This window comes from Pseudomonas sp. S2_F07, from assembly GCF_054668325.1.
On sequence record NZ_CP162758.1, the window covers coordinates 922,142 to 934,545 of the forward strand.

At 61.9% G+C, this 12,404-nt stretch carries 8 protein-coding genes; 6 read left to right on the forward strand and 2 right to left on the reverse strand.

Annotated features, from left to right (window positions below):
* Position 1 precedes the first annotated feature (1 nt).
* The 6 genes from AB4O40_RS03975 (at position 2) to AB4O40_RS04000 (ending at position 11,002) form a co-directional block, all read left to right on the forward strand.
* A complete protein-coding gene (locus AB4O40_RS03975; RefSeq protein WP_056727554.1) occupies positions 2 to 1,582 on the forward strand; it encodes a VWA domain-containing protein in 1,581 nt (526 codons plus the stop codon).
* Positions 1,579 to 3,024 (forward strand): hypothetical protein, encoded by a 1,446-nt coding sequence (locus tag AB4O40_RS03980; RefSeq protein WP_460055957.1) that lies wholly within the window; start codon positions 1,579 to 1,581, stop codon positions 3,022 to 3,024. The genes AB4O40_RS03975 and AB4O40_RS03980 overlap by 4 nt, the downstream gene beginning before the upstream one ends.
* A complete protein-coding gene (locus AB4O40_RS03985) occupies positions 3,021 to 4,049 on the forward strand; it encodes an HAD family hydrolase (protein ID WP_414915082.1) in 1,029 nt (342 codons plus the stop codon). The genes AB4O40_RS03980 and AB4O40_RS03985 overlap by 4 nt, the downstream gene beginning before the upstream one ends.
* A 76-nt stretch (positions 4,050 to 4,125) precedes the next feature.
* On the forward strand, positions 4,126 to 5,706 hold the full coding sequence (locus AB4O40_RS03990; protein WP_056727559.1) for an arylsulfatase: 1,581 nt from the start codon (positions 4,126 to 4,128) through the stop codon (positions 5,704 to 5,706).
* Positions 5,707 to 5,889: 183 nt separating this feature from the next.
* The gene (locus AB4O40_RS03995) at positions 5,890 to 8,403 is read left to right on the forward strand and encodes a spermidine synthase (protein WP_460055952.1); all 2,514 of its coding nucleotides are present in this window, start codon (positions 5,890 to 5,892) and stop codon (positions 8,401 to 8,403) included.
* A 238-nt stretch (positions 8,404 to 8,641) separates the two neighbouring features.
* Entirely contained in the window at positions 8,642 to 11,002 is a 2,361-nt protein-coding gene (locus AB4O40_RS04000) for a tetratricopeptide repeat protein (protein ID WP_056727562.1), read from the forward strand.
* A 231-nt stretch (positions 11,003 to 11,233) separates the two neighbouring features.
* Here the strand turns inward: AB4O40_RS04000 and AB4O40_RS04005 are convergent, their stop codons facing one another.
* Positions 11,234 to 11,728, reverse strand: coding sequence for a hypothetical protein (locus tag AB4O40_RS04005; RefSeq protein ID WP_223541479.1), 495 nt, complete (start codon positions 11,726 to 11,728; stop codon positions 11,234 to 11,236).
* A 115-nt stretch (positions 11,729 to 11,843) separates the two neighbouring features.
* A complete protein-coding gene (locus AB4O40_RS04010; protein WP_460055948.1) occupies positions 11,844 to 12,365 on the reverse strand; it encodes a GNAT family N-acetyltransferase in 522 nt (173 codons plus the stop codon).
* Positions 12,366 to 12,404: the final 39 nt, after the last annotated feature.

The following is a 12,404-nucleotide window of genomic DNA, read 5'->3' on the forward strand; positions in this document are numbered from 1 at the left end:
CATGGACATCAACCTCGGCGATTTCCATTTCCTGCGCCCCCTGTGGCTGTTGCTCGCGGTGTTCGGCGCATTGCTGCCGATGCTGTGGCGGCGCAACCAGGACCTGCAACGGCGCTTGCGCAGCAACATCGCCGCGCACCTGCTGCCCCATCTGCTGATCACCCCGCAGGACCGGCAACGCCTGCGTCCGGTGCATCTGGTGTGTGCGCTGCTGGTACTGGGCGCCATCGCCGCCGCCGGGCCGACCTGGGAACAGGATCGGCCGGACTTTCTGGAAAACCGTGCGCCGCTGATCATCGCCGTCGACCTCTCGCCCTCCATGGACGCCAGCGATGTTCCACCCAGTCGCCTGGAAGCGGTCAAGCACAAGCTCCACGACTTGATCCAGCGCCGCGCCGGTTCGCGCAATGCGCTGATTGCCTACGCCGGAAGTGCCCACCTGGTGTTGCCCGCCACCGACGACCCGGCGCTGCTCGATACGTTCATTCAGGCCCTGAGCACCGACTTGATCAACAAACCGGGGAAAAATGTCAGCGCGGTCATCGATCAGGCCAAGCGCCTGCTCGCCGCCGAGAAAACCCCCGGCACCCTGCTGCTGATCACCGATGGCGCCGACACCTCGGCACTGGCCGGGCTGGACAAGCAACTGGCGGACAGTGCGCTGCAAGTGCTGATATTGGCCGCTGGCAGCAGCGACGTCGGGATCATCCGCGATGCCAGCGGCCAGCCACGCACCGACAGTAACGGTCGTCCGCAACTCGGCAGTTTCGATCAGGACGCCCTCAAGCAGCTTGCCTCAACGCTGGATGCACCGCTGGGCAGCCTGACCCTCAACGATGACGATCTGGACTGGATCGAACTGCACGCCGAGCAACACTTCCAGGCAGCCAGTGACGAACAGCGCGAACTGCACTGGAAAGACGCCGGTTACTGGCTGTGCTGGCCGCTGTTGCTGATCGCCTTCTTCAGCGTGCGCAGGGGCTGGAGCCTGAACTGGATGGCCGCACTACTGCTGGCGGTGGGTTTGGGCCTGCAACCGGCGCCGGCCCAGGCCAACGCGCTGACCGATGCCTTTTTCACCCGCGACCAGCAAGGTCGCTGGGCCTTCGAACATGAGCACTACCCTCAGGCGGCGGCGCTGTTCGTCGATCCGTACTGGAAAGGCGTGGCCGCCTATAACGCGGCCGATTTCGACCTGGCACTGGCCAGCTTCGCGCGGCTCGACACACCGCAGGCGTATTTCTACCTGGGCAACATCTACGTGCGCCGCTTCAAGTTCGATCAGGCCATTGCGTCCTATACCCAAGCGCTGAAATTGCAGCCGCAATTCCCGGAAGCCACAGCCAACCTGGCCCTGGCCATAGCCTTGGAAAAGGACACTGAAAGCGCCGAGAAAAACACGCCAGAGGTCAAACCCGACGAAATCAAGATGGACAAGGCGCCGGGTAAAGGCCAAAGCAAAAAAGTGGAAACCCGGCAAGCGGCCTCGGATGAGCAATGGCTGCAGAACCTCACCACATCGCCGGCGAAATTTCTCAAGCAGAAATTCAGCTTGCAGGATCAGGCGGGGGTCAAACCATGACATACAGTCTGGTAGACCGTGTCGCGGCCTTCGTCGGATCGCCGCCCGGAGACAAGCCCGCTCCCACAGGGGGGCGGTGGTGCACACAAATCCAGTGTGGGAGCGGGCTTGCTCGCGAAAGGGCCCGATCAATCACCACAACACTCGGCGCCCTGCTCATCGGCCTGATCAGCCTCAACACATTCGCCGCCGACCCTCAACTGAAAGTCCAGGCCAGCCTGCAACCCGCCGATCCCGTCATGGTCGGCAGCCTGGTCAAGTTGCAACTCGATGTCTTCACCGACTCCTGGTTCACCAGCGCCCCCACCCTGCCCGACCTGAAACTGCCCGGCGCCTTGGTGATGCCACCGGACGGCCATGCCGAGCACATCAACCAGACCTTCGACGGTCAATCCTTCAGCGGCATGCGCTACAGCTACCTGATCACCCCGAACCTGGCCCAGGGCTTCGACATTCCGGCACTGACGGTACAAGCCACACCGGGTCAGGCCAGCCATGAACTCAGTGCCCAAAGCCTGCCCTTGCATTTCAACGCCGCACAACCTCCGGGGTTCCAGCCCGGCGAGTCGGTGCTGGTGGCCCAAGGGCTGCGGTTTACCCAGAAGACCATCCATTCGGCCACGCCGCTCAAGGTCGGCGACAGCATCACCCGGGAGCTGACCTTGCAGGCCGACGGTGCCCTGGCCATGTCACTGCCGACACCGACGCTGGACAACATCAAGGGCTTGAGCCTCTACCCGAAAGCACCGCAAATCCGCAATCTGGATGACGGTCGCGGCAACTTCAATGGCGGCCAGCGCATCGACAGCGTGACTTATCGAATCGACACCGAAGGTCACTACAGCCTGCCCTCCGTCGAACTGAAATGGTGGGATGCCAGCAGTCAGCAAACCCGCACGGCCACGGTGCCTGCCGTGACCTTCGACGCGGCGGCCAACAGCGCTTACAAGCCGGTATTTTCCATCACCGAAGACCTGAAAAAACTCGGCCAGCACAATCGCCTGCACCTTTCCGGGCACTGGTTCGGGCTATTGGCACTGGTGTTGGCGGGGGTGGCGTTCGGTTGGTTCAGTCGCCCGCTCGTACGCCGCGCACACCTCAAATGGCAAGCCCGACGCCGCGCCCGCCACACCGCCTGGCTCGAGTCCGCCGAATACGCGTGGCGGCAGATCCCGGCACAAATCGAGGGCAAACCGGCGCAACTCAGCGCCCTGTACCTGTGGACCCGGCGCAGCCGCCACGGCCTGAAACTGACCGGCCTCGGCCCGCGCCTGCAAACCTTCCTGCGCGCCTGTTATGGCCGCGAACCGGACAAAGAGCAAGCCTTGCGCCAAATCGGGGAATCCTTGTCTACGCTGCATAGTCAGGCGGGACGCAACAGAGAATCAGTCTCTTGTGCACTGCATCCGCTCAACCCCGTTTACGAGAAGGACTTTCCATGACGAATTCGACATCGCTACGCCATCATCGCGCCTTCGGTTTCCTGCTGACCCTGGCCTTGAGCCTGCCGCTGCTGGTGCAAGCGGCCGAGCCGCTACCCTCGTGGAACGACGGGCCGTCGAAAAAGCAGATCATCGAATTCGTGCAGACAGTCACCGATCAAAGCAGCAAGGACTTCGTCAAGCCCGAGGAGCGCATTGCCGTGTTCGATAACGACGGCACCTTGTGGAGCGAGCAGCCGATGTACTTCGAATTGCTGTTCGCCCTCGAGGAAGTCAAGCGTACAGCGGCGCAACACCCTGAGTGGAAAACCACCCAGCCGTTCAAGGCCGTGCTGGAAAACGATCACAAGGCCCTGGCCGCCAGTGGCCTTGAAGGCATGATGAAAATTTTCGGAGCCACCCACACCGGGATGACCACCGAAGCCTTCGATGACGACGCCAAGACCTGGCTGACCCAGGCCCGTCATCCGAAAACCGGCAAGCTGTACACCGAGATGGTCTTCCAGCCGATGCTGGAAATGCTCGACTACCTGCGCGGCAAGGACTTCAAGACCTACATCGTCTCCGGCGGGGACACCGGGTTCATGCGTGCCTTCGCCGAGAAGGTCTATGGCATTCCTCCCGAGCAGGTCATCGGCACTACATTCGTCACAACGTTTGACTACAAGGATGGCAAGGCCTCGATCCTGCGCACGCCGAAACTGGCCCACAACGACGATGGTCCGGGCAAACCGGTCAGCATCGATGCGGTGATCGGTCGTCGGCCAATCCTCGCCTTTGGCAACTCCGACGGCGACCAGCAAATGCTTCAGTGGACCGCCGCCGGTCCCGGCAAACGCTTCATGGGCCTGGTGCATCACACCGACGCCAAGCGCGAATGGGCATACGACCGGCAGTCACAGATCGGTCGCCTGGACAAAGCCCTGGACGAAGCGAACAAACGTGGCTGGACAGTCGTCGACATGGCATCCGAATGGGCCCGGATCTACCCGTTCGATGCCGCCACACCCGAGCAAGCGCAATAAAAAGAAGACGTAACGCAGGACCGCAATAAACGTTTGTCGCAGTACGCGACGCAAGTAAGCATAAGGAGCCAGTCAGATGACTCGCATACGTAAGTGGATACCGAAACTCGCCCTGGTGGCGACAACGGTCATGGCCTTTTCGGCAACCGTCGGGGCCGCTGAGAAGCCCAACATTCTGGTGATCTTCGGCGATGATATCGGCCAGACCAATATCAGCGCCTATTCGATGGGCGTGGTCGGCTACAAGACCCCAAACATCGACCGGATTGCCAAAGAAGGCATGATGTTCACCGACTACTATGCGGAGAACAGTTGCACCGCCGGCCGATCGACATTCATCACCGGACAGTCGGCGCTACGTACCGGGCTGTCGAAAGTCGGGATGCCGGGTGCCCCGGTCGGCCTGCAAAAACGCGACATCACCATTGCCCAGGCGCTGAAGTCCCAGGGCTATGCGACCGGTCAGTTCGGCAAGAACCACTTGGGCGACAAGGATGAATACCTGCCGACCAACCACGGTTTCGACGAATTCTTCGGCAACCTGTATCACCTCAACGCCGAAGAAGAACCCGAGCGTCCGTACTGGCCCAAGGACGACCCCGCATTCGTCAAGGCCTACTCGCCGCGCGGCGTGATCCACAGCTTTGCCGATGGCAAGATCGAAGACACCGGCCCGCTGAACACCAAGCGCATGGAAACCATCGACGACGAAACCACCGCCGCGGCGCAAGCGTTCATCGAGAAGCAGGCCAAGGCGGACAAGCCGTTCTTCGTCTGGATGAACACCACCCGCATGCACTTGTTCACCCACGTGCGCGAGTCGATGAAGGGCCAGAGCGGCATGCCCGGCAACGATTACGCCGACGGCATGATCGAGCACGACGGCGACGTCGGCAAACTGCTGAAAACCCTCGATGACCTGAAAATCACCGACAACACCATCGTCGTCTACACCACCGACAACGGCCCGAACCAGTTCTCCTGGCCGGACGCGGCAACCACGCCGTTCCGTAACGAGAAGAACTCCAACTGGGAAGGCGCCTACCGGGTACCGGCGATTGTGCGTTGGCCGGGCAAGATCAAGCCGGGCGAAGTGTCCAACGAGATGTTCTCGGGCATGGACTGGTTCCCGACCTTGCTGGCCGCCGCTGGCGATGCCGACGTGAAAACCAAGCTGCTCAAGGGTTGGGCACCGACTTCCGGCGGCACCAACTTCAAGGTGCATCTGGACGGTTACAACCAGTTGCCCTACCTGACCGGCCAGGCGCCCAAGGGTGAGCGCAAGGAGTTTTACTACTTCAACGATGACGGCGTGCTGGTGTCGATGCGTTTCGACAACTGGAAAGCCGTGTTCTGCGAACAGCGCGCACCCGGCGGCTTCAAGGTCTGGAGCGAACCCTTCGTATGCTTGCGCGTACCGAAGATCTTCAACCTGCGTATGGACCCGTATGAACGTGCCGACGTGGTGTCCGATCAGTATTACGACTGGCAAACCAAGAACGTCTACCTGGCGGCTGTAGCCGTCGAAAAATCGGCGACGTTCCTGCAGACCTTCATCGAGTATCCACCTAGCCAGAGACCGGCCAGCTTCAGCATCGACCAGATCCGTGCTGCGGTAGACGCCAAAATCGCTGAAAAAATGAAAGCTGCACAGTAAGACCGCTGGACCGCCGCTCGCCTTCATTGGCGAGCGGACTTATTTTCGATCTGTGACCGCATCGACTTCATTCGCGAGCAGGCTCGCTCCCACAGGGACTGCATTGCAAATGTGGGAGCGAGCCTGCTCGCGAAGGGCCGGTGCAGTCACAGGCTATTTCGAATTGGAACAAGGCAATCCGCAATGACCTCACGTGTCGCCAGCAAGTCGTCGGCCATACCTGCCCCTCAAGTCGCCTCCCCGGCGCTGTTGATCCCCGCCCTGTTGCTGTTTGTCTCCGGCGCCGCCGCGCTGGTGTATCAGGTGCTGTGGATCAAGCAACTGTCGCTGGTGGTGGGTGTCGAGGTCTATGCCATCACCACCGGGATCAGCGCTTTTTTTGCCGGGCTGGCCCTGGGCGGCTTGCTGTTCGGCCGCTGGGCGGACCGGATGCAGCAACCGGTTGTGCTCTACGCCGGGCTGGAAGTGCTGGTGGCGGTGCTCGGTGTCGGCGCGACCTTCGCCATGAGCCTGGCGGCCAGCCCCTTTGCCTGGCTGGAAGAACACGTGGGTTTGCTGGCCTGGGTGCTGCCATTCGCGCTGGTGGGCATTCCCGCGCTGTTGATGGGCGGCACCCTGCCGGTGCTGGTTCGCTCCCTGGCCACTGACCCGCAACACCTGGGCAAGGCCGGCGGGCAGCTGTACGCGGCGAACACCGCCGGGGCCATTGCCGGCACCCTGCTCGCTGCGTTCTTGCTGATTGCCACCCTCGGCGTGCGCGGCAGCGCGCTGGCCGCCGCCATGCTGAACCTGCTGGCCGCCGCAGGGGCCTTGTGGTTCCAGCGCCAGCGCGTGGCCCCCGTCGATGCCCCGGTGAAACATCACAGTGAAAAAGCCCCCGACCGCCTGGCCCTGTGGCTGTATTCCATTGCCGGTGGCGTGGCCCTGGGCTACGAAGTGGTGTGGTCGCAATCGATCGTGCAATTCATGAGCACCCGCACCTACGCCTTTGCCGTGGTGCTGGCGACTTACCTCACCGGGTTGTTCCTGGGCAGCATGCTGCTGGCCCGTCGGGTCGATCGCCTGCGCGATCCTTGGGGAGTGTTCGGTCTGCTGATTGCCGCAGCCGGCGCGATTGCCTTGCTGGAAGTAGCGTTGCTCGGACGTTGGCTGGTGATTGCACAAACCCTGGCGGAAAGCTGGGTATTGTCACTGGGCGGCAGTGAACTGGCGGGCATGAGCACGCGCTTTGCCGTGGCTGCCTTGAGCATCGTGTTTGTACCGACCCTGATGCTGGGCGCGGCGTTCCCGTTGGCCCTGCGCTTGAGCGTCGGCGGCGAACAGGTGGGGCGTAATGTCGGCGAAGTCGTCGCGTTCAATACCCTTGGCGGGATTGTCGGCGTGATGCTCTGCGGCTTTGTCCTGATCCCGATGCTGGGTCTGGTGCGAACCCTGGGACTGCTGGCGATGGTCGCCGCCGCTATCGCCTGCCTCGCCGTGCGCAAGGGCCATGGCGTGAAAAAAGGCAGGCGTCAGGCGGTGGTTGCCATTGGCCTGGTGTCGCTGGCACTTGCCGTGTTCACGCCGGTCAACAAGCTCGCAAGCCTGCTGCCGGGGGCGCGCAATGGCACGCTGACGTTCTACGAAGAAGGCCGTGGCGGCACCGTCGCCGTGGTCACCCAGGGCAAGGGCGAAAGAGCGTTCCAGCGTTTGTACATCCAGGGCGTGTCCAATACCGGCGACGCCATGCCGTCCCTGCGCTACATGCGGATCCAGGCGCTGCTGCCCCTGTTGATCCACAACGGTGAGCCGCGCTCGGCACTGGTGATCGGTTTCGGTACCGGCATCACCGCGGGCGCCCTGACCCGCTACCCCGGCCTGGAACATCGCGTGGTCGCCGAACTGCTGCCTTCGGTGGTCAAGGCGGCCCCCTTGTTCAAGGGCAATTTCAATGCCGCGGCCGATCCGGGGGTCGATGTGCGCTTGCGTGACGGTCGCCAGGAACTGCTGCGCAATCCGCAGCACTACGACCTGATCACCCTCGAGCCGCCACCCCCTTCCGCTGCCGGCGTGGTCAACCTGTACTCCCGGGACTTCTACCAACTGGCCGCCAGCCGTTTGCACAAACAAGGCCTGGTTGCCCAATGGCTGCCGCTGCCAACGCAGAACATCGACGACTCGCGCTCACTGGTGCGCAGCTTCCTCGACGTGTTCCCGTACGCGACCCTGTGGACCAGCGAATTCCACGAGATGCTGCTGGTGGGTTCGATGGAGCCGATTGAACTGGATGCGGCGAAGATCAGCGCACGCTTCCAGCAGGACAGCGTTCGCAGCGCCTTGCAGGATGTCGGCGTCGGCTCGGCCGCGGCGTTGCTTGCCACCTGGGTGACTGACCGCGCGGGGCTGGAACGCTTCGCTGGCGATGCGCAACCGGTGACGGACGATCAGCCGAAGATTGAATATGCGCCCTGGGTTCGCTCGAAAGAGATCAGCCGCGTATTGCCCGCCCTGCTCGACTTGCACCAGCCGCCAGCCGTGTTGAACGCCGACGCCGGGTTCATCGAGCGCATGAACACCCAGCAACAACGCCTGATGCAGTTCTATCGGGCGAGCCTGCATGCCTACAACGGAAATCGTGACGCCTGGGCCCGGGAGATGCGCGAGGTGATGCGCGGGGATTCCGGGAATCCGTATTACCGGTGGTTTGTCGGGGAGTGATGTGGCGCCTTGGCGGCCGCCTTCGCGAGCAAGCCCGCTCCCACAAGGTGTTGTGTCGTACTCAATTGCTGTGAACAACACCAAACCCTGTGGGAGCGGGCTTGCTCCGGGCGGCGTTCCGACGAAGAGGCCATCAGCCTCGAAACAATGTCATTTGACACACACCGGCCATCCGGCAAAGCTGCACCCAGCCTGAACGCGCCCTGACGGCAATCGCACCTGGACCATGGAAGTCGTAATGCCGAACCATAAAAATAAAGCTGCAACCCCAAACCCTGATTCGCAACCGACCCTGATCAACCGTTACCTGTTCCCTGTCACCATCGGCATCCTGCTGCTGGCTGTGGCGGGTATTGGCTGGTTTTTGCTGGACAACTCACCGACGCAGCTCAAGCCAGTCCCGGTCAGCGCCCCTGCCGTGCAACCGGCCAAACCGCAACCGGTCGCCGTCGCACCCGCGAAAATGGTCGACGAGCAACAATGCCAGGGCTGCCACGGCGAGCAGGTCAAGGACTGGCAAGGCTCCCATCACCAACTGGCGATGCAGCAAGCCAACGCGGACACTCTGCTCGGCGACTTCAACAACGTCACCTTCAAGGCCGAAAAGGAGACCACGGTGTTCTCGCGCAAAGGCGACGAATTCTGGGTCAACACGCCGGGTATCGATGGCAAGAATGCCGATTTCAAGGTGGCCTATACCTTTGGCATCGCCCCCTTGCAACAATACCTGATCGAGGTCGGCGAAGGCCGCTTGCAGGCCCTCGCCGTGGCCTGGGATACCGAGAAGCACCGCTGGTTCCACCTCTATCCGGGCCAGGGCGTGACCTTCAAGAACCCGCTGCACTGGAGTAAACCGAGCCAGAACGCCAACTTCATGTGCGTCGAGTGCCACACCACCGGTTACAAGCGCAATTTCGATGCGGCGACAAACACCTTCGACAGCCACTGGAACAGCCTCGGCGTCGGCTGCCAGGCTTGCCATGGCCCGGCGTCCAGTCACCTGGAATGGACCGCGAAGAAAACCGACCTGATCCATGCCGGGTTTGCCGTCGATCTCAAGGACAAGAACGCCACCGTCGAAAACGAAACCTGCGCCCGCTGCCACTCGCGCCGCGCGCCCCTGGACGATGGCTACACGGTCGGCAAGCGGTTGATGGACGACTACCTGCCGAGCGTCCTGACCCGCGAGTTGTACGCGCTGGACGGCAAGATCAAGGATGAAGTGTTCGAACACGGCTCCTTTGCCCAGAGCAAAATGTTCGATAAGGGCGTGCGTTGCAGCAACTGCCACAACCCCCACAGCACGCAGTTGAAAGCGCCTGGCAACGGTGTGTGCCTGCAATGCCACAACACCGCCGGCAACACCACTGTGGAGGGTGTCGATGGCAAGGGCCTGCAAGCAAAAAACTACGATTCCATCGAACACACTCGCCACACCATGGGCCAGCCGGGTTCGCAGTGCGTGGATTGCCACATGCCCGGCAAGTTCTACATGGGCAACGACTTCCGACATGACCACAGCTTCAGCATCCCCAACCCCGAACGGGCGAAAAAACTGGGGACGCCTGACGCCTGCCTGACCTGCCACCAAGGCAAGGCCGGCGACAAGGTCACCGAGCAGTTCAAGCTGTGGAACACCGCCAACGCCAGCGCGGTACAGGCCCCTCGCTACGACGAAAGCCTGTGGCTGATTCGCAACGGTCAGGCCGGCGCTGCCGAGGCCTTGTTCGAGCAATTGCAACGCAGCAACCTGCCGGCGATCCAGCGCGCGACACTGCTGGCCGAACTGCCGGCGTACCCCAGCGAACAGGCGTTGAAACTGGCCACCAAGGACCTGGGTAATCCGGCGCCGCAAGTCCGCGAGAGCGCGGTGCGAGCGATCAGCGCGTTCCTGCCGCCAGCAGAGCGTGCACCATTGCTGACCCCGTTGTTGAGCGACCCGGTGCGGGCCGTGCGCATCGCCGTCGCCCGGGACCTGCTCAGCCTGGCACGCAATGGCCTGGGCAGCGCCCAGGACAGCTGGAATGCCGCCATTGCCGAATACGAGGCGGTGCAAAAAAACCTGGCCGAGCGTGCAGAGGCCAACCTGAACCTGGCCATGCTCTATCAGGCCGATGGCCGCAGCGCCGAAGTCGAAGCTTTGCTGCGTACAGCCCTGCGGCGCGATCCGGACTTCTACCCGGCGCTGGTCACCCTGGTGCAGTGGCTGGAGGCCAACGGTCGCAGCCAGGAAGCCCATGCCCTGCTGGCGCAAAGCCTCAAGGACCACCCCGACTCAGGCCTGCTGCAACACACCCAGGGCCTGGCGCTGATTCGTGCGGGCCAGGCCGCCCAGGCCATGCCGTACCTGCGCAAGGCCGCGCAACTGGAACCACAGAGCGGACAATTCGGCTATGTGCTGGCGGTGGCCCTGCATGACAGCGGCAAGATTGACCAGGCGTGCGCAGAACTGGAACGGCTGTTGAAAGAACAACCGTCCAACCGCAATGCCCGCTTGTCGTTGATCCAGTACTACCTGGACAACGGCCAGGAGCCAAAGGCGCAGGTGCTGTTGCAGGGCTGGAAGAAAATGAACATGGGGGATCCGGCGTTGAAATGAAACCGGGCTGAAAGCGCTGTCTGATCAGTGCTTTCTATCGGCAACACTGACGTCTTCGCGGGCAAGCCCGCTCCCACAGGTTCGGTGTCGACCACAACATTTGGGTACGACACAAACCCTGTGGGAGCGAGCTTGCTCGCGATGAGGCCGGTCCATTCAACATCAATATCGCCTGACTCTCCGCCATCGCAGGCAAGCCAGCTACAGGGTCATGTGTCGTTGATCAAAGGCTCAACCGCGATCCCGGGGAATCAAACCCTGCAACTGCTGCGCCAGAAAGTTCGCATCGAAGGGAAACACATCCGGGTCCTTCAAACCGTTGGTCTTGCGCCATTGCCAGCTATTGGAAGGTGGCTGGCAAACCAGCGAGACACTGCCGAAACGCGCAGCGGTCAAACCCATCACCGCCAATGAAATCTGCCCCCCCGCCCCCATCACTTCCGGGACAAACTCCACTGCTCTGCCAGCAATCACAATGGACAGCTTCTCGGTCTTGAATGTCGATGTCTCGACAGGAACGCTAGGGCCCGAGGCGACATAGGCTTCGCGGCTCACCTCCAGCAGGTGCGGCGCCTGCACCGGCTCCAGCCATTGCCCGATCTGATCGAACAGCTCACCAATACGCGCAGCCCAATCCGCGGACTGGGACTCGAACAGTTGTTTCTTGTGCGCTTCGCTTTCTGCGTAGTGGCGCAGCATTTCACCCAGTTGCTGTACATCGTCCATTGCGGTGTTCCTTTGGTTGCAGCGGTACTACGGATATTGAGCATGGCAGAAGCGTGAAGCCGGTGTGCGACTAACAGCCAGGAGGTACGTCTGGGGTTTGCCCTGGGCGACTGACTCAACCGGCCTTGGGCGTGCGACGCAGGCGCGCCATGCTCAAGGTGTCCACCAATACGCCGTCGCGCACGGCGTAATCACGGAACAGACCCTCGGTTTCGAAGCCGAACTTGCGGTACAGGGCAATGGCCGCTTCGTTGTCGGCATACACCGACAGCTCGACACGCTGCAGATTCATCCAGTTGTCGGCGATATCCAGCGCTGTCACGAGCAGCTTCGACCCTACGCCCTTGCCCTGCCACGCCACCGCAACACCCATGCCGAAACTGCCGGCATGGCTGCGACGAATGCGTGAGAACTGCTCCAGGCCAATGTTGCCGATGACCGTCCCTTGATGCAAAGCCACCACTTTCACCAGGCGTTCGTTATCCAGCGCCAGGCGACTGCGCCAGAGTTCGGCGGACTGAAACGGCATCTGCAGGGTTTGACGGGCGATTGCCGGATCGTTGTACAGCGCCGTGATGCCTTCGATATGGGATTCGTTGAAACGTTCGAGGGTGATGACAGGTTCGGTGGTTGGCATGGTGAATCATCCTTGAAGCAGACATGGCCGTTCACTCTA

Coding starts and splice junctions, on each gene's coding strand:
- AB4O40_RS03975 (WP_056727554.1), top strand. CDS start 2: ATGGACATCAACCTCGGCGATTTCCATTTCCTGCGCCCCCTGTGGCTG.
- AB4O40_RS03980 (WP_460055957.1), top strand. CDS start 1,579: ATGACATACAGTCTGGTAGACCGTGTCGCGGCCTTCGTCGGATCGCCG.
- AB4O40_RS03985 (WP_414915082.1), top strand. CDS start 3,021: ATGACGAATTCGACATCGCTACGCCATCATCGCGCCTTCGGTTTCCTG.
- AB4O40_RS03990 (WP_056727559.1), top strand. CDS start 4,126: ATGACTCGCATACGTAAGTGGATACCGAAACTCGCCCTGGTGGCGACA.
- AB4O40_RS03995 (WP_460055952.1), top strand. CDS start 5,890: ATGACCTCACGTGTCGCCAGCAAGTCGTCGGCCATACCTGCCCCTCAA.
- AB4O40_RS04000 (WP_056727562.1), top strand. CDS start 8,642: ATGCCGAACCATAAAAATAAAGCTGCAACCCCAAACCCTGATTCGCAA.
- AB4O40_RS04005 (WP_223541479.1), bottom strand. CDS start 11,728: ATGGACGATGTACAGCAACTGGGTGAAATGCTGCGCCACTACGCAGAA.
- AB4O40_RS04010 (WP_460055948.1), bottom strand. CDS start 12,365: ATGCCAACCACCGAACCTGTCATCACCCTCGAACGTTTCAACGAATCC.